The sequence below is a fragment of the Nitratireductor mangrovi genome, assembly GCF_007922615.2.
GTDB lineage: Bacteria > Pseudomonadota > Alphaproteobacteria > Rhizobiales > Rhizobiaceae > Mangrovimarina > Mangrovimarina mangrovi.
This window is the reverse complement of sequence record NZ_CP042301.2, coordinates 1,888,519-1,904,299: the sequence shown is the minus strand read 5'-3', so window position 1 is coordinate 1,904,299 and position 15,781 is coordinate 1,888,519. Positions and strand designations below refer to the sequence as shown.

Here is a 15,781-nt window from a genome sequence, read left to right as displayed (position 1 = left end):
CGATGTCGAGCCGCTTCACCCTGCTGCGCAATCGCGGCGCCGCGCCGCAGCCCACCGCCGAGGCGGCGCCCGAACGTGCCGTGGCGGTAACGATTCCGTCCGCGCACAAATCCCAGAAGGCACCGGCCAAGCCGGACAACGATGCCACGTCCAAAACCTCCAACCGCGTGGTTGACGCCCGCGTGCGGCTTCACCGCATGCTGATCGAGGAGATCAACCTCGTCGCGCTGGAAAAGCTGCCGCGCGAGGAGATGCACCGCCAAGTGCATGAATTCGTCTCCGAAAAGACCCGCGAGGAACGGCTTGCCATCAATGTCGCCGAACTCGAGGACCTGGTCAGCGACATCGTCGACGAGATGGTCGGTCTCGGACCTCTGGAGCCGCTGCTGAAGGACCCGAGCATCAACGACATCCTGATCAACGGCCATGAGAACTGTTTCGTCGAGCGTCATGGCAAGCTCGAGCAGATCCACGTCCCGTTCAAGGACGAGGCGCATCTGCTGCGCGTGATCAGCAAGATCGTCGCCGCCGTCGGCCGCCGCGTCGATGAAAGCCAGCCCATGGTCGACGCGCGCATGCTCGACGGTTCGCGCTTCAACGCCGCGATCCGCCCGGTCGGCGTCGACGGGCCGCTGGTCTCGATCCGAAAATTCTCCAAGAACAAGCTCGGGCTGCACAAGCTGGTCGAATTCGGCGCCATCACCCAGCCGATGGCAGAGGTTCTGGCGGCTGCCGTTCATGCCCGCAAGACGACCATCATCTCGGGCGGTACCGGCACCGGCAAGACGACGATGCTCAATGCGCTTTCGGCCTTCATCCCGGAGGACGAGCGCCTGATCACCATCGAGGACGCTGCCGAACTGCAACTGCAGCAGCCGCATGTGGCGCGCATGGAGACGCGTCCCGCCAATATCGAGGGCCATGGCGAAATCCGCCAGCGCGACCTGGTCAAGAACGCGCTCAGAATGCGCCCCGACCGCGTGATCTTGGGCGAGTGCCGCGGCGAGGAGGCCTTCGACATGCTGCAGGCGATGAACACCGGCCACGAAGGCTCCATGGCCACCATCCACGCCAACACGCCGCGCGACGCCATCGGCCGTCTGGAGCAGATGCTGGGCATGACCGGCATGCCGATGACAGTCTCCTCGATCCGCAGCCAGATCGCCTCTGCCCTCGATCTGATCGTCCAGCTCACCCGGTTGTCGGACGGCAAGCGCAAGGTCACCAGCGTTGCCGAGGTCACGGGCATGGAAGGCGACGTCATCCAGATGCAGGAGATTTTCCGCTACGTGCGCACCGGCACCGAGGGTGACGGCACCATCATCGGCCATTTCGAGGCGACCGGGATCAGGCCGCGCTTCCTCGGCGATCTCCGGGCCATGGGCATCGAGTTTCCGGGTCACTATTTCGAGCCCGGCCGGCCGCAGGAATAGGCGGCGCGGCGATGCTCGAGGCCATCAGCCCGCTTCACGTCATCTATGCCACGGCGGCGCTTTGCGCCATCATGGTCGCGGAGGCGGTCTACCTTCTCGTCGCGGGACGCAAGGACCGGCGCAGCACGATCAATCGCCGCATGCGCCTGCACCAGTCGAAACTCACCCAGGAGCAGGTGCTGATCCAGCTGCGCAAGGAGCGCGGCGACGGCGGGCGCGGCTCCGTCTTGTCGCTGGCCCGGCTGCGTGATCTGCGCACCCAGTCCGGGCTGACGATGCCGCTGCCGCAATTCCTGGCCGTCACCACCGGCGCAGCGATCCTGGCCGGCATCGTCGCCGGCTGGTTCGGGCTGCCGCTGCGCTTCGCGCTCCTGGCAATGCTTCCGACCGCGATCGGCTTCCCGGTCTTCGTGCTGCGCTATCTGCGCAAGAAGCGGTTGAAGAAATTCGCGGTCCAGTTGCCGGAGGCGCTGGAACTGATCACCCGCAGCCTCAAGGCCGGCCATCCGGTGCCGGTCGCCATCGCCATGGTGGCGCGCGAGATGCCCGATCCCATCGGCACCGAGTTCGGAATGATTGCCGACGAGGTCACCTACGGGTCCGATCTGGTGACGGCGCTCAACGACATGTACCGCCGCGTCGGTCACGAGGATCTGCCGCTCTTCGTCACGGCGGTGTCGATCCAGTCGACCACCGGCGGCAATCTGCGCGAGATCCTCGACGGGCTCGCCAACGTCATTCGCGACCGCGGCAAGCTGCGCCGCAAGGTGCGCTCGATCTCCACCGAGGGCCGCATGTCGGCCTATATCCTCAGCGCCTTGCCGGTCCTGCTGGCGCTCGCCATGACCGTGGTGGCGCCGGACATGTATGGCGAGAGCATGGACGAGCCGCTCACCTGGTACCTGATCGGCGGCACGGTCGGCTGGCTGCTGCTCGGCAACGCGGTGATGTTCAAGATGGCGAGCTTCCGCTTCTGATGGATACGCTCACAACGATATTCGCCGCGCTCGACGCCAGGGTCACGGCCGCCATTTTTCTGCTCCTGGTTGGGGGCGGCGTACTCGCCTATCCGGTGTTGGCCGGCAGCGGTCAAAAGGGTGACGTCAAGCGGCGGCTGAAGGTTCCTTCGCCGGGTGTCAAAGAGCCGGCAGCGGCGCAGCCGGCCAAAGCGCGCAACGCCACGCAGGAAAAGGTCGTCAAGTCCGCACAGGACTTCTACGCGCGAAGCGATCCCGACAATGTCGCCCGGCTCAGGATGAGGCTCATTCGCGCCGGTTATCTCGACCCGCGCGCCGTCGGCATCTTCTTCCTTGCCCGTTTTGTCGCCATGGTGGCTGGCGGCGTTGCCGGCATGATCCTTGGCGCAACGCTGTTCGCCGAGGCGTCCGGCGCGACCCGCTGGCTGACGGTGCTGGCCCTGGCCGCCGCCGGTTACAACGCTCCCGGCTTCGCGCTCAGCCGCCAGATGGCGACGCGCATGCGCGAATACCGCGACGGCTTCCCCGACTTCATGGATTTGATGATTGTCTGCTCCGACGCCGGCATGAGCATGGAGGCGGGCATAGAGCGGGTCTCGCGCGAACTGATGCAGACCTATCCGGCGCTGGGGCAGAACCTGCATCTGGTCTCGATCGAGTTGAGGGCCGGCCGCAGCATGGACGACGCGCTGAAGTCGCTTGCCGAGCGTCTCGGCCTGGAAGAGGTTCGTTCATTCGCCACCTTGCTGCAGCAGTCGAAGGAGCTCGGCACCAGCCTCTCCGGCGCGCTCAGGGTGTTTTCGGACGACATGCGCCACAAGCGCATGTCGCTCGCCGAGGAAAAGGCGCACGCCCTGCCGGCCAAGATGTCGATCCCGGTCACGGTCTGCATCCTGCCGGTCGTCATCATGGTCGCCATCATCCCTCTGATCGTGAAGTTCTCCACCGGCGAATAGCAGCGCGGTTAACGCCCGGTGAAACGGGTGCGCCGCTTTCTAGCCGCTCGCCGAACGCCGGCTTAATGTCTCTGCGCTACCCTCCATTCTGCTTGGGTAACACTCTCATGGCGGGGAACGGGACAATGGTTGACAGGGCAGGACTGGCCGCCGCATCGCTGGCACTTTTCGCCCTTGCCGGCTGCAGCAGCACCACGGACGGCATCGACACGGTCAAGACCACTTCCGTCAGCACCGACGCCGGTTATGGCGGCGCCGGCGACATCAGCGCCGCCGACCTCGATGCGGGCCGCGACCATTTCCGCCAGGCCAATTACGGTCTCGCCGAGAGGCATTTCCGCAAGGCGGTCGAGTTGCGTGCCTCCAATGCCGAGGCCTGGATGGGCCTTGCCGCGGCCTATGACCAGCTCGGCCGGTTCGACTTCGCCGACCGCGCCTACGAACAGCTCGTCAAGCTTGCCGGCCGCCAGCCGCGCATCGTGTCCAACATGGGCTATTCGCAGTATCTGCGCGGCAACGAGAAGAAGGCGCTGAAACTGCTCGAGGAAGCCCGGCGCGCCATGCCGGGCGACAAGGTCGTCGAGGCCAACATCCAGCTCGTCAGGGCCGGCTGACATTCCCACAGCCTTCCTTCTGCTCACGCTTCATCATCGCCACGCCCGCGAAACGCGTCTGGCTTTTGACAAGGGGAAGACGGGCGGCCGTCCGGTCGCTCATCTGGTAGTTACGTGCGACCTCGCGGCCGCCCGCCCGGCGTGCTTGCCCGGATGTGCAGGTGCGCGTTGCCGCCCTTTCGAGGCGGCACTCGCAAAGCCGGTGGCCTCGCGACCGGAACTCTGTCGGCCCCGCACCTCACCCTGGGGCCCGGACCTGGGGGCTCATCGCCCAGCAACACCACCGTAGTGCTGCCGGTCCGGCGCCGGACGCCGCCCGGAGGCTCGGTGCGCATCCGTTTCCCGCGCGGCGATCGAGGGGGATGATACGAGAGGGTGGCGAGGGCGTGGATAGAAAGGAAGTTTGCGAATAGGGAATAGTGAACAGGAACAGGCAGTTGTGTGGCGGGGCGGGCGCGGCCTGTCCCGCAGGTAGTTCCGTTGAAGGGGGCGATCTCGCCCACCCGGACTCGGCTAGCGCAAATGCCGGCCGCCGCGCCGCCCGGGTCTCAATCCCGCGGAATCGGAGGGGGCGGAGACTTCGGATGTGTGTGGTCGAGGCGTTGCGGACGGAAGCGCGACGCCGACCTCCACGAGGCGCCAGCCATCTTCTCCCAGAAGATGGTCCGCAGTGGCCGGATCGAGATGCGGCTGATTGTCTGGGACCAGAACGGCGCGCATGTAACGACCTGTTTCACGGATCCGGACGTGATGGCCGGGGTAGTCGGCCTCAAGCCGTTCGCGCAAACGGATGGCGGTGCTGCTGAGGCCACCATTGTCGAGGGCCCGCGGGGCGCCGTCGATGAGTTCCGCCAGAGCGGTACGGCTGTTGGCAAGGCCATCGGCCAAGATCGACACTGAGATGATACCAGCCGCGACCGCATCCGCCCACCAGAAACCCCAGGCAATGCCGACGAGGCCAGCCATTCCGGCAAGCCCGGTCCGCCAGTCGGCCGCGTTCATTGCGGCGTCGGTATGCAGGATCTTGTCGTTGGTGATTACCGCCAGCGGCTTCTTCATCTGACCGAGGATGACCGGCGGCACGACCGAGTAGGCCATCGCCGCCATCATCACCCAGCCGAGCCAGATGTCGTAGCCAAACATGCTGACGCTTCCTATGGTGGGTCTGGCAGCCCGCAGCAGCGTATCCGCCGCCTCGTATACAAGCAGGCCGCCGACTGCGGTGAGGGTAAGCGCCGAAGCGAAGAAGGCGAGCGAGCCAACGCGATGAAATCCGTAGGGGAAACGGTTGTCGGGACGCCACCGCTCGATCCGTGCCGAGACCAGGAACAGGACAGCGGGCACCATGCTGAGCAAGTCCTCGATCCATGCCGACTTCATCGTCTGGCTGGCACCGGCAGCCAGACCCATCGCCAGCACGATCGTGAGAAGGAAAAACAGGCTCCACCACTCCAGCCTTCGCGCCTTTGCCAGCGCCTTTGTCACATGCTCAGGCAAGGGACGATCATTCACGGCGTTCACCGATGACGCGGTTCACGATACGCAAGAAAGCGTTTTCCCCCTGGCGAACTGCGAAGACCGTTGCCACGGTCTCGCTGCCGCGGGATAAAGTACCGACGGGTTTCGTCAGTCCCATCCTGTCGGCGAAAGGTGTATCCTCCGGCAGGCGGCCGGCGACGATATGAACCGCGCCGCGATCGAGCATCTCGACAAGTTCGTGGGCGTTACCGTCTACGATCCGGACGGAAGCCGATAGGCTATCAGCGACCCGCCGCAGAATATTTCCTTCCTCGGCGCTGATTGGCGCGCCGGTAACGTGTCCGACCACCAACTGACCGTCGCGAACGCGCTGCGAGGTGCGTTCCGGATCGCGCGGCAGGTCGCAGGCGGCAAGGCCGAGCAGAGCAGTAGCGACGAGGAGGGCTCGAACCGTCATTGGCGACTTCCGTGGACACGCGGAAAACGCTCGCTTCGATGTCCGGTTCCCCCATTTCTCGACGATCGCCAGCTCCCTTGCTTGTCCTGTCGCTCTTGCACGGCCGGCGCGAATCCTGTCTCTGGCTGCGATGCAGTTTTCGCCGCAACAGGATGACGCGCTGAAGGCGGTTTCGCGCTGGCTCAAGGCCGGCCAGCCGCAGATATTCCGCCTGTTCGGCTATGCCGGCACCGGCAAGACGACACTGGCGCGGCATTTCGCCGAGCATGTCGATGGCGGCGTGCAGTTCGCCGCCTTTACCGGCAAGGCGGCGCAGGTGCTGCGCTCCAAGGGCGCCACCAATGCCCGCACCATCCACTCGCTGATCTACCGGCCGCGCGGCGAGGAAGCGGTCGAGGACGAGGCGACCGGCAAGACCTCGATCAACCCGACCTTTTCGCTCAACCGGCAAAGCCCGGTGGCGCGCGCCAGGCTGGTGGTCATCGACGAATGCTCGATGGTCGACGAGGCGCTCGGCCGCGACCTGATGTCTTTCGGAACGCCGATCCTGGTGCTCGGCGACCCGGCGCAGCTGCCGCCGATTTCCGGCGGCGGCTTCTTCACCGAGCACGAGCCGGATTTCCTTTTGACGGAGATCCACCGGCAGGCGCGCGACAACCCGATCATTCGGCTGGCGCTCGACGTGCGCGAGGGGCGCGAGTTCATGAAGGGTGATTTCGGCACGGCGCAGGTGATCGGGCGCGAGGAGGTCGACCAGGAACTGGTGCTTGATGCCGATCAGGTGCTGGTCGGCATCAACCGCACGCGGCGGCGCTACAACCAGCGCCTGCGCGAGCTGAAGGACTTTGACGGGCTGTTCCCGCAGTCGGGCGACAAGCTGGTGTGTCTTCGCAACGACCCGGCCAAGGGGCTTCTGAACGGCTCGCTGTGGAAGGTGATGACGGCCTCGAAGGAGACGGTGAAACCGGGCATCAATCTGCTTGTATCGCCGGAAGAGGACGATCCCGACCGCGGCGTGGCCAAGATCAAGCTTCTGAAGGCGGCGTTCGAGGACCCGGATGCCGATATCCCGTGGTCGACCAAGAAGCGCTACGACGATTTCGACTATGGCTACGCGCTGACCGTGCACAAGGCCCAGGGCTCGCAGTGGGACAATGTGGTGCTGTTCGACGAAAGTTTCGCCTTCCGCGACACGCGCCAGCGCTGGCTCTATACGGCGATAACGCGGGCGGCGGAGCGCCTGACGGTGGTGCGGTAGGGCAAGATTCCCAGGCGGCCGTCACTCGTTGACGATCGGCACCTCGGGATGAAAGGCGTGGGCCACGAAGGCGAAAGTCACGTCATGTGCAACCGCCTGACCGTCCTTCGTGACCTCGACGGTGCCCACATTGCGGCCTTCGGCGATCTCCGTTGCGTCGAGCGCCGAAGCGACGCCATCGACATAGGAGATCTCGTAGCCGCGTGCGACATGGCCGCCGTTTCGGACCTTCTCGAGGCTGACGATGATCGGTTCGCCGCCGGTGCGGACCACGACGACACGCTCCATGGCGAGAATGTTTGACGGGTAGTCGCCGCGATAGAGGAACGGCGCGGCTCTCTGGTCGTAGCCGGCATAGGGATTGCGGCCATAGGGCCGCATCTTCGGATCGTTGGGGACCAGCACCGGCGCTTCGGGATGTTCCTCGCGGAAGGCCCTGAAGGAAACGATGCGCGAGGGGATCAACTTCAGGCTTTTGCCCGTCAACGCGCCGACGATCGCTTCGCCGGTGAATTGCTGCCACCAGCTTTCCGTCTGGCGGTCATACATGACGAGGTCGGAATTGCGCAGCTTGCCGGTGGTGCCGAAGTCGAGCGTGCGACCGTCGACCCGGCGGTCGAAAACGATGGCCGCGTTGCAGAGCGGGCAGTAGGTGACGGCGACCGGGACGCCGCCGATGACGTCGTTGGCGATCTCGTGCCAGGTCAGGACCTGCAGCGGGTAGGCGCGAACCTTGCCACCGACGGCCAGCCGAATGACCGGCTCGCGGTCGGCCACCGTGCCGATCCCGCGCGCCGGTGCGAATTGCGGGTCATCGATGGAGGGAATGCCGTCGCGCGGCGGCCCGCCGGAAAGGATTTCGCCGAAATCGACCAGCGTTCGCGAAAAGTCGGTCTTCCAGCCCTCGCGCATCCAGCGCTCGGCATCTGCGAACGCGTTGCCGACGATGAATAAGAGGGCGGCGAGGGTGACCAGCGTGCGGGCGAGCAATCGCTTCTCCAACCTGTCACAGTGCGCGGCAATCTTCGGCCACGCATGCGATCACGGTCAAATCACCTCGGCGTTGGCAGACCGGGCAGAGCTGTCTAGCCGGCGCGCGACGCGCCGAGCCATTTCCACGCCGCTTCTTCCTCGTCAGCCTCGAAATGCTTCATCTCGAGCGAGAAGAACGGCTTGAAGAAGCCGATCACCGGCCGCATCCAGCCCGGGCCGCCAATGACGGCGTATTTGCGGATGTGCTTGAGCGCGTGAGTCTTGCCGACCATGGTCGATTCCTTGAAGGCCGCGCTCCAGTCGAAGCCCTCGTAGTCGTGGATGACGACCAGAAGGTCGATCTTGTCGTGGACGGCATAGGCGCCTTCCAGCAGGCCATACATGTTCTCGATGTCGGGGGCGGTGATGTGCCCGGTGATCTCGAACGCGTAGGCGTCAGGGCGATCTGTTTCGATGCGCTTGATGTTTGGAGGGTTCTCGTTGACAAGCATTGCTGGTCCTCGCATCTGCCGCGGTCTGTCCATTCCGTGAACGGTTTCTGGTCCTGTCCGTTCCCGACCACGCCACTATACATCACCCGGCCGACAACAGGCGCAACAGGTCGAAGCCATGCCCGCGAAGCTCTCCGTCAACCTCAACGCCATCGCCATGCTCAGGAACCGGCGCGATCTGCCGTGGCCGAGCGTGACCGGACTGGGCCGCATCGCGCTTGCCGCCGGCGCCGGCGGGCTGACGGTGCACCCGCGGCCGGACCAGCGCCATATCCGCTTCACCGACGTGCCGGAAATCCGGGCGCTGATCGATGACGAATTTCCCGACCGGGAGTTCAACATCGAAGGTTATCCCACGCAGGATTTCCTCGACCTCGTGCAGCGGGCCGAGCCGGAGCAGGTGACGCTGGTGCCGGACGATCCCGAACAGCCGACATCGGATCATGGCTGGGATTTCGTGGCCAATGCCGACATCCTGCGGGCGATCGTGGCGCGGCTGAAGAAGAACGGCGCGCGTGTGTCGCTGTTCTGCGACCCGGACGCTTCGGAGGTGCAGATCGCGGCCGCAAAGTCGACAGGTGCTGACCGGGTGGAGTTTTACACCGGGCCTTATGGCGCCTGCCACGACGATTCAGCAAAAGCGGCGAAAGAGCTGGAAAAGCTTGAAAAAACCGCGCTGCTTGCCCATCGGGCGGGGCTCGGCGTCAATGCCGGCCACGACCTGACAGTCGCCAACCTGCCGGGCCTGGCCCGCGCCATCCCGCACCTGCTCGAGGTGTCGATCGGCCACGGTCTGACGGCCGACGCGCTCGAACATGGCATGGCCGGGAGCGTGCGACGCTTCATTGCGGCCTGCCAGGGATGATGCAAGCGCGCCGGTCGCGCGACTGAGTCAGATATTATTAGGATTTTAGCGATTAGATCGCCGGCAACGCACGGGGTCTCGTCATTCGTACCGTCGCCACCATATTGCTTCTGACAGTGCTCGCCGGCTGCGGGTCCACCCAGCCGCGCGGCATCAACAATGTCTGCGCCGTCTTCGACCAGAAGGACGGCTGGTTCGGCAGCTGGTACAGCGCAGCCAAGAGCACTGAACGCGAATATGGCGTGCCGGCGTCGATCCTGATGGCGACCATCCGCATCGAATCCGGTTTCGATTCCGACGCCCGACCGCCGCGCGAGAAGCTGCTCGGCGTCATTCCGTGGAAACGCAAGTCGACCGCCTATGGCTATTCGCAGGCGCTTGACGGCACCTGGCAGGGCTACAAGCGCGAAACCGGGCGCTGGCGGGCGAGCCGGACCGATTTCGCCGACGCGATCCAGTTTGTCGGCTGGTACCACTACAACAGCCACCGCAAGAACGGCATCGCGCTCAACGACGCCTACAACCTCTACCTCGCCTATTATGCGGGGCAGGCGGGCTATGCGCGCGGCGTGTGGCGCGGCAATGCCGGCATGCAGAACTCCGCCCGCAAGGCCGCGACGATGGCCAACGATTACGCCAGCCAGATGCGGCAATGCGGGCGGTAGCGTAGCCTACGCTTTCCCGGCGAGCGCGGCCTCGTGGCTCGTGAAAAAGCCTTCGATCGCCGATGGCCTGACGCCGGTCAGCTTCTCGATATCGTCGGTGACGAGGTCGATGCCGCCTTCGCGCGTATTGGTCTCGAAGGACACCAGCATCGGGACATAGGCTTCAGGGACGCCGGCTGCCTTCATGCCGCCGGCGAGCTGATCATCGCTCACATGGACGACCTGCAGCGCTTTGCCCAGCGCCCTCGACGCGCGCGCGGCGATCTCGTCGGTGGTCAGCGCCTCGGGGCCGGTGAGCGTGTAGATGACGCTTTCCGCTTCCTCGGAGGCAAGCGCGGCCGCGATCGCGGCGGCGATGTCTTCACGTGCGGCGTGCGCCACCCGACCCTGGCCGGCGGAGGTGTACCACTGGCCGGAGGCAACGGCCTGCGGCAGGCTCATCAAGAGGTTTTCCTGATACCAGCCGTTGCGGAAGAGGGTGTAGGGCAGGCCGGTCGCCTTGATTGCCTCCTCGGTGCCGTGGTGCTCGGGCGCAAAGATGACGCTGTTGCCCGGCTCGGGATTGGGCATCGACGTGTAGGCGAGGCGCTTCGCGCCCGCCTTGACCGCGGCTTCCACCGCCGCCGTGTGCTGCGCAAGACGCTGGCCGACATCGGCCCCGGAAATGATCAGGATCTTTTCCGCGCCCGCGAAGGCTTCGACAAGTCCCGGTCCATCATTGAAGTCGCCGGCGCGGACCGTGACGCCCCTGGCGGCGAGGTCGGCAAGCCTGGAAGGGTCACGGGTAACCGCTATGATATTGTCTGGCGCGACGCCTTGCGAGGCGAGCAGGTGGCGAAGGACGGCGCCGCCGAGCTGGCCCGAGGCGCCCGTGACGAGGATGGTTGCGGTCATTCGGACACTTCCTTCTTTGTGCGTGTCGGGAGAATGGCTGGTCTCAAAAAGAGACTAACGCTAGATCGGGAATTGACCGACGACTGTAAAGAAGGCAGTTTTTCGGGACCTGGTTACGCGGAAGGAACCAACATGGATGCCCGGCCCTCCAGCCTGAAAGGCAAGCTCGCGGTCTACCGCGCGACCTCCAATGGCGCGAGCCTGCAGAACTGTCCGGTGCGCAACGTGGTGCAGAACATCTTCAGCCGCTGGTCGTCGCTGCTGATGATGGCGCTGGCGGAAAAGTCCTACCGCTTCGGCGAACTGCGCCGCCTCGTTCCTGACATCTCGCAGCGCATGCTGACCCAGACGCTACGCGACCTGCAGCGCGACGGCTACGTCCACCGCGAGGTATTTCCGACCAAGCCGCCCAGCGTCGAATACAGCCTCACAGACCTTGGCCGCTCGATGTTCGGTTCGCTGCGGCATCTGCTCGACTGGGCCGAGACGAATGCCGAGGTGGTGAAAGCCGCGCGGGCGCGCTTCGATGCTGACGTAGCCTGACCGTTGCGCCAGCTCGAGATCGCCGTCGCGGGAGCGGGGCCGGCGGGGCTGGCCGCGGCTTTGGTCCTGCGCCGGGCCGGGCACAAGGTGACGATTTTCGAGCGTTTCGAGCAGGCGCAGCCGCTCGGCTCCGGGCTGATGCTGCAGCCAACCGGGCTGACGGTGCTGTCCGGACTCGGGCTTCTGGAGGCGATATTGGCGCGCGGCAGCCGCATCGACCGGCTCTATGGCGCCGATGCGCGCTCCGGGCGCACCGTTCTCGACGTTCGCTATGACCGTGCCCGCTTCGGGCTCGGTATTCATCGCGCCGCACTGTTCGACGTGCTCCACGACGCCGTGCAGGCGGCTGGAATCGCGGTCGAGACCGGAACCGAGATCGAGGCGCTGGAGGAAGGCGACCGGCCGCGACTGATATGCACCGACGGGCGCCGGCTCGGGCCGTTCGACCTCGTGGTCGACGCCAGCGGGGCCCGCTCACGGCTCAAACGCTTCGCACGCGACCCGTCGGAGCCGAAGCCTCTCGCCTATGGCGCTCTATGGGCGTCGCTGTCGTGGAAACCGGACGGGTTCGATCCGCATGCGCTGGTGCAACGCTACGACAGGGCAAGCGTGATGATCGGCGTGATGCCGATCGGGCGGCAGTCGGCGGGAAATCGCGAACAGGCGGCTTTCTTCTGGAGCCTCAAGCCGGAGGCGGTCGAGGCCCTACACGCGGCGGGGCTCGACGTCTGGAAGGAGCGCGTCGCCGACTACTGGCCGCAGACCGAGGCCTATCTGGACCAGATCGAAAGCTTCGACCAGCTGACGCTGGCGCGCTACGGCCATCATACGCTGAAAACGCCGGCCGGCCGCGGATTGGCGGTGATCGGCGATGCCGCGCATTCGACCAGCCCGCAGCTGGGGCAGGGCGCCAACATGGCGCTCCTCGACGCGGCGGCGCTGGCCCGGGCGCTGGAAAGCCATGAAGAGCTGCCCGACGCGCTCGCCGCCTATTGCCGCATGCGGCGCTGGCATGTGCGTCTCTTCCAGCTGCTGTCGTGGGCCTTCACACCGTTCTACCAGTCGGATTCGGCACTGCTGCCTTTCATTCGCGACCGGCTGGTGGCGACGGTGGCGAAAGTCCCGCCAGCACCGCATCTTCTCGCCGGCATGGTGTCGGGCACGCTTGTCGATCCGTTCGGGCCACTGGGCATGGTGGAGGGCGACTGGCAGCTTCCTCCACTGCGGCCCGTGGAACAGTCGGTGGCGGCGAAGCGCTGAGAAATCCTGCCCGCGCGGCCTTGCATCCGCCGACAGTATGCGGCATGTAGCCGAACCGTAACGTACGGTACGGAACGGAACGGGCAAGCGGTATTGGGCGTGCAAGCCGAAAACATCGCCAGCGAGGAGAGCTGGACACAGCGACAGGGCGAGGTGCTCGACGCGGTGCTGGCGCTGCTGGTGGAAGGGCGTGACGCGCTGACCATGAGCGCGGTGGCGCGGCGGGCGAGCTGCTCCAAGGAAACGCTCTACAAATGGTTCGGCGACCGCGACGGCCTGCTGACCGCGACGGTGCGATGGCAGGCCGCCAAGGTGAGGGCGGGCAATTACGATCGCCAGCATCTCGACGCGGCGGCGCTGACCGAGAGCCTGGAAGCCTTCGCGGCCAACTGGCTGACGGTGATCTCATCGAAGACCTCGATCGCTCTCAACCGGGTCGCGGTCTCGCATGCCGGCTCGGGCAGAAGCAATCTCGGACGTATCGTGCTGGCCAATGGCCGCTTTGCGATCGGCGAGCGGCTGAAGCCGCTGCTGGAGGCGGGCCGGGCGACCGGACTGCTGGCGTTTGACGACACCGAGACGGCGTTCCGAACCTTTTTCGGTCTCGTGGGCCGAGACGTGCAGATCAGGCTGCTGCTCGGCGACTGCCTGCAGCCGACGGCGGCTGACATCAGGGCGGACGCGGAGCGGGCCGTGCGGCAGTTCCTCGTCCTCTACGGAAACACGAACAACCCCGACCACAACGCATAAGCCAAGGAAGGAAATCCGATGCGTGTCTATTACGATCGCGACGCCGATCTCAATCTCATCAAGGGCAAGAAGGTCGCCATCATCGGCTACGGGTCGCAGGGGCGGGCGCATGCGCTCAACCTGAAGGATTCCGGCGTCAAGGAGATCGCCGTCGGCCTCAAGCAGGGTTCGGCGACGGCCAAGAAGGTCGAGGCCGACGGTCTCAAGGTGATGACGGTGGCCGAGGCGGCGAAATGGGCCGACCTGATGATGATGGCGACGCCCGACGAATTGCAGGCCGACATCTACAGAGACGAAATCGCGCCCAATATCCGCGACGGCGCGGCGATCGCCTTCGCGCACGGCCTCAACGTGCATTTCGGCCTGATCGAGCCCAAGGACACGATCGACGTGCTGATGGTGGCGCCCAAGGGCCCGGGCCACACGGTGCGCGGTGAATACCAGAAGGGCGGCGGCGTGCCGTGCCTGGTGGCCGTCCATCAGGACCCGTCCGGCAACGCGCTCGATCTTGGCCTGTCCTATGCCTGCGGCGTCGGCGGCGGTCGCTCCGGCATCATCGAGACCAATTTCCGCGAGGAGTGCGAGACCGACCTGTTCGGCGAGCAGGTGGTTTTGTGCGGCGGCCTGGTCGAGCTGATCCGGGCCGGTTTCGAGACGCTTGTCGAGGCGGGCTACGCGCCGGAAATGGCCTATTTCGAATGCTTGCACGAGGTGAAGCTGATCGTCGACCTGATCTATGAGGGCGGCATCGCCAACATGAACTACTCGATCTCCAACACCGCCGAGTGGGGCGAATATGTCTCCGGACCGCGCATCATCACTGCCGAGACCAAGGCCGAAATGAAGCGCATCCTCAAGGACATCCAGACCGGCAAGTTCACCTCGGAATGGATGCAGGAATATCGTTCGGGCGCAGCCCGCTTCAAGGGTATCCGCCGGGTCAACGACTCGCACCAGATCGAGGAGGTCGGCGAGAAGCTGCGCGGCATGATGCCGTGGATCGCCAAGAACAAGCTGGTGGACAAGGCGAAGAACTAGGAAGTCCGCTTCAATTCTACCCTGCCGGCGATCTGACGCGACTCTCCTGCGCTTCCGGTGCTCACGTACCAAAAGTACGCTCCGCTCCGGTTCTCGGATTGCCGCGCCATCTCATCCGGCAGGGCGAATTGTCACCGGACTTCCGGCGATCCACGTTCGTCGACTTGGGCGTCCCGACGCCTTCTGCGTTGCGGGCGCGCGGGTGATCGCCAGGGATAGGCTGGTCGCCGAGCCGCCTATTCGGCCGCGCGAGGATCCAGCAGCGCGCTCAATATTTGAGCGGTGACTTTGTCCCGCGACACGGCGCCGACATATTGGCCTCTGAAATCGACCAATATCACCGATTCAAGATTGTTTTCCCTTATGCGCCTGAACATGGTCACAGCGGGCTCACTGTATTCGACCCAGACCTTGTTGCCTTCGCGCTCGGCGCGGACCACCGGATTTCGCATCAATGTGAACAGGTTGGTCTCCTTCAGCCGGGACAGGATCTCATCGTCTGAAAGGACGTTCTCTCTTTCGTTGAGCGGTATGGCGGCTCTGTCCAGCGGAAGACGCAAAAGGTCGAGAAAATACGAAGCCTCAAAGAAGCCGACAGGCTCGCGGTTGCCGTTGGTGACAAGCAGGCCCTGAAAGCCGCCGCTGAGCAGCGATTGATATATCGACGTGGCGATGATTTGCGTCTTCCGGAGCCGGCCGCCGTCGGGAAGCTCGTTCCAGGCTTCGCCATCAATCGCGATGACCCGCTGAGCGCGCTGGAAAAAGGCCTCGGCTTCCAAGTCGTTGCCGAGAGCTTCGGTGCCGACAATGTCCCCATGCTCGATGAGCTGGTCCTCCAGCTGGATCGACGAGATCTGTTTCAGCTTCACCGAGAAACCGCCGCCGGTCAGCTCTGAAACGGAGCCGCTCAGCACCAGATAGAATGCGATAATCGCGAACGATGCAGCGGCGAGGGTTGGCGTTATGTTGACCCCGCGCGAGGCAATGGCGAACGAGAGCAAAAGGCATGCCGCAAACAGCAATGATGCTGCTGTAAAGGCCGACAGTTCGATGGACACGACTTCACCTCCCTCCAATATGCCGCCGTATTGCGCAGCGGATGGCGATG

General features: G+C 64.9%; 17 protein-coding genes. 11 read left to right on the top strand and 6 right to left on the bottom strand.

The features are described 5' to 3' along the window. The first annotated feature begins 2 nt into the window (after positions 1–2). The 4 genes from FQ775_RS09380 (at position 3) to FQ775_RS09365 (ending at position 3,980) form a co-directional block, all read left to right on the top strand. Entirely contained in the window at positions 3–1,433 is a 1,431-nt protein-coding gene (locus FQ775_RS09380) for a TadA family conjugal transfer-associated ATPase (protein WP_146297820.1), read from the top strand. A gap of 11 nt (positions 1,434–1,444) precedes the next feature. Then, complete coding sequence (locus FQ775_RS09375) at positions 1,445–2,410, top strand: type II secretion system F family protein (RefSeq protein ID WP_146297819.1); 966 nt, start codon at positions 1,445–1,447, stop codon at positions 2,408–2,410. Then, the gene (locus FQ775_RS09370) at positions 2,410–3,366 is read left to right on the top strand and encodes a type II secretion system F family protein (protein ID WP_146297818.1); all 957 of its coding nucleotides are present in this window, start codon (positions 2,410–2,412) and stop codon (positions 3,364–3,366) included. Before FQ775_RS09375 ends, FQ775_RS09370 begins: the two co-directional genes overlap by 1 nt. Positions 3,367–3,491: 125 nt before the next feature. Next, positions 3,492–3,980, top strand: a complete 489-nt coding sequence (locus FQ775_RS09365; protein ID WP_146297817.1) for a tetratricopeptide repeat protein — start codon at positions 3,492–3,494, stop codon at positions 3,978–3,980. A 513-nt stretch (positions 3,981–4,493) separates the two neighbouring features. On the opposite strand, the gene FQ775_RS09360 is transcribed toward FQ775_RS09365, so the two are convergent. Continuing rightward, complete coding sequence (locus FQ775_RS09360) at positions 4,494–5,492, bottom strand: cation efflux transmembrane domain-containing protein (RefSeq protein ID WP_206064857.1); 999 nt, start codon at positions 5,490–5,492, stop codon at positions 4,494–4,496. Beyond that, positions 5,485–5,916 carry a transglycosylase SLT domain-containing protein gene (locus FQ775_RS09355; RefSeq protein ID WP_146300218.1) on the bottom strand — a complete coding sequence of 144 codons (432 nt, stop codon included), beginning with the start codon at positions 5,914–5,916 and terminating at the stop codon, positions 5,485–5,487. The genes FQ775_RS09360 and FQ775_RS09355 overlap by 8 nt, the downstream gene beginning before the upstream one ends. A 130-nt stretch (positions 5,917–6,046) precedes the next feature. On the opposite strand from FQ775_RS09355, the gene FQ775_RS09350 reads away from it, so the two are divergent. Next, entirely contained in the window at positions 6,047–7,174 is a 1,128-nt protein-coding gene (locus tag FQ775_RS09350; protein WP_146300217.1) for an ATP-dependent DNA helicase, read from the top strand. 21 nt (positions 7,175–7,195) lie between these two features. On the opposite strand, the gene FQ775_RS09345 is transcribed toward FQ775_RS09350, so the two are convergent. Both FQ775_RS09345 and FQ775_RS09340 read right to left on the bottom strand, forming a co-directional pair. After that, positions 7,196–8,164 (bottom strand): DUF3179 domain-containing protein, encoded by a 969-nt coding sequence (locus tag FQ775_RS09345; RefSeq protein ID WP_246730313.1) that lies wholly within the window; start codon positions 8,162–8,164, stop codon positions 7,196–7,198. Positions 8,165–8,259: 95 nt separating this feature from the next. Beyond that, complete coding sequence (locus FQ775_RS09340; protein WP_146300216.1) at positions 8,260–8,658, bottom strand: SpoIIAA family protein; 399 nt, start codon at positions 8,656–8,658, stop codon at positions 8,260–8,262. Positions 8,659–8,776: 118 nt separating this feature from the next. Here FQ775_RS09340 and FQ775_RS09335 point away from each other — a divergent pair, with 118 nt between their 5' ends. Both FQ775_RS09335 and FQ775_RS09330 read left to right on the top strand, forming a co-directional pair. Then, positions 8,777–9,523, top strand: a complete 747-nt coding sequence (locus FQ775_RS09335) for a pyridoxine 5'-phosphate synthase (RefSeq protein ID WP_146300215.1) — start codon at positions 8,777–8,779, stop codon at positions 9,521–9,523. A gap of 83 nt (positions 9,524–9,606) precedes the next feature. Further along, the gene (locus FQ775_RS09330) at positions 9,607–10,188 is read left to right on the top strand and encodes a transglycosylase SLT domain-containing protein (protein WP_146300214.1); all 582 of its coding nucleotides are present in this window, start codon (positions 9,607–9,609) and stop codon (positions 10,186–10,188) included. A gap of 6 nt (positions 10,189–10,194) precedes the next feature. Here FQ775_RS09330 and FQ775_RS09325 read toward each other — a convergent pair whose 3' ends face one another. Next, on the bottom strand, positions 10,195–11,082 hold the full coding sequence (locus FQ775_RS09325; RefSeq protein ID WP_146300213.1) for an SDR family oxidoreductase: 888 nt from the start codon (positions 11,080–11,082) through the stop codon (positions 10,195–10,197). A 132-nt stretch (positions 11,083–11,214) separates the two neighbouring features. On the opposite strand from FQ775_RS09325, the gene FQ775_RS09320 reads away from it, so the two are divergent. From FQ775_RS09320 to ilvC, 4 genes are all read left to right on the top strand, one after another. Beyond that, a complete protein-coding gene (locus tag FQ775_RS09320; protein WP_146300212.1) occupies positions 11,215–11,625 on the top strand; it encodes a winged helix-turn-helix transcriptional regulator in 411 nt (136 codons plus the stop codon). A gap of 3 nt (positions 11,626–11,628) precedes the next feature. Next, complete coding sequence (locus tag FQ775_RS09315; protein ID WP_146300211.1) at positions 11,629–12,885, top strand: FAD-dependent oxidoreductase; 1,257 nt, start codon at positions 11,629–11,631, stop codon at positions 12,883–12,885. A gap of 99 nt (positions 12,886–12,984) precedes the next feature. Continuing rightward, the gene (locus FQ775_RS09310; protein WP_167812877.1) at positions 12,985–13,635 is read left to right on the top strand and encodes a TetR/AcrR family transcriptional regulator C-terminal domain-containing protein; all 651 of its coding nucleotides are present in this window, start codon (positions 12,985–12,987) and stop codon (positions 13,633–13,635) included. An 18-nt stretch (positions 13,636–13,653) separates the two neighbouring features. Next, positions 13,654–14,673: a ketol-acid reductoisomerase gene (gene ilvC / locus FQ775_RS09305; RefSeq protein WP_146300209.1), complete on the top strand. Its 1,020-nt coding sequence runs from the start codon at positions 13,654–13,656 to the stop codon at positions 14,671–14,673. Positions 14,674–14,909: 236 nt separating this feature from the next. Here ilvC and FQ775_RS09300 read toward each other — a convergent pair whose 3' ends face one another. Then, complete coding sequence (locus FQ775_RS09300) at positions 14,910–15,731, bottom strand: hypothetical protein (protein ID WP_146300208.1); 822 nt, start codon at positions 15,729–15,731, stop codon at positions 14,910–14,912. Positions 15,732–15,781: the final 50 nt, after the last annotated feature.

Bases quoted from the DNA above. Each gene is read 5' to 3' on its own strand.
- FQ775_RS09350 (WP_146300217.1), top strand. From the start codon at position 6,047: ATGCAGTTTTCGCCGCAACAGGATGACGCGCTGAAGGCGGTTTCGCGC.
- FQ775_RS09325 (WP_146300213.1), bottom strand. From the start codon at position 11,082: ATGACCGCAACCATCCTCGTCACGGGCGCCTCGGGCCAGCTCGGCGGC.
- FQ775_RS09370 (WP_146297818.1), top strand. From the start codon at position 2,410: ATGGATACGCTCACAACGATATTCGCCGCGCTCGACGCCAGGGTCACG.
- FQ775_RS09380 (WP_146297820.1), top strand. From the start codon at position 3: ATGTCGAGCCGCTTCACCCTGCTGCGCAATCGCGGCGCCGCGCCGCAG.
- FQ775_RS09355 (WP_146300218.1), bottom strand. From the start codon at position 5,916: ATGACGGTTCGAGCCCTCCTCGTCGCTACTGCTCTGCTCGGCCTTGCC.
- FQ775_RS09320 (WP_146300212.1), top strand. From the start codon at position 11,215: ATGGATGCCCGGCCCTCCAGCCTGAAAGGCAAGCTCGCGGTCTACCGC.
- FQ775_RS09375 (WP_146297819.1), top strand. From the start codon at position 1,445: ATGCTCGAGGCCATCAGCCCGCTTCACGTCATCTATGCCACGGCGGCG.
- FQ775_RS09340 (WP_146300216.1), bottom strand. From the start codon at position 8,658: ATGCTTGTCAACGAGAACCCTCCAAACATCAAGCGCATCGAAACAGAT.
- FQ775_RS09335 (WP_146300215.1), top strand. From the start codon at position 8,777: ATGCCCGCGAAGCTCTCCGTCAACCTCAACGCCATCGCCATGCTCAGG.
- ilvC (WP_146300209.1), top strand. From the start codon at position 13,654: ATGCGTGTCTATTACGATCGCGACGCCGATCTCAATCTCATCAAGGGC.
- FQ775_RS09365 (WP_146297817.1), top strand. From the start codon at position 3,492: ATGGTTGACAGGGCAGGACTGGCCGCCGCATCGCTGGCACTTTTCGCC.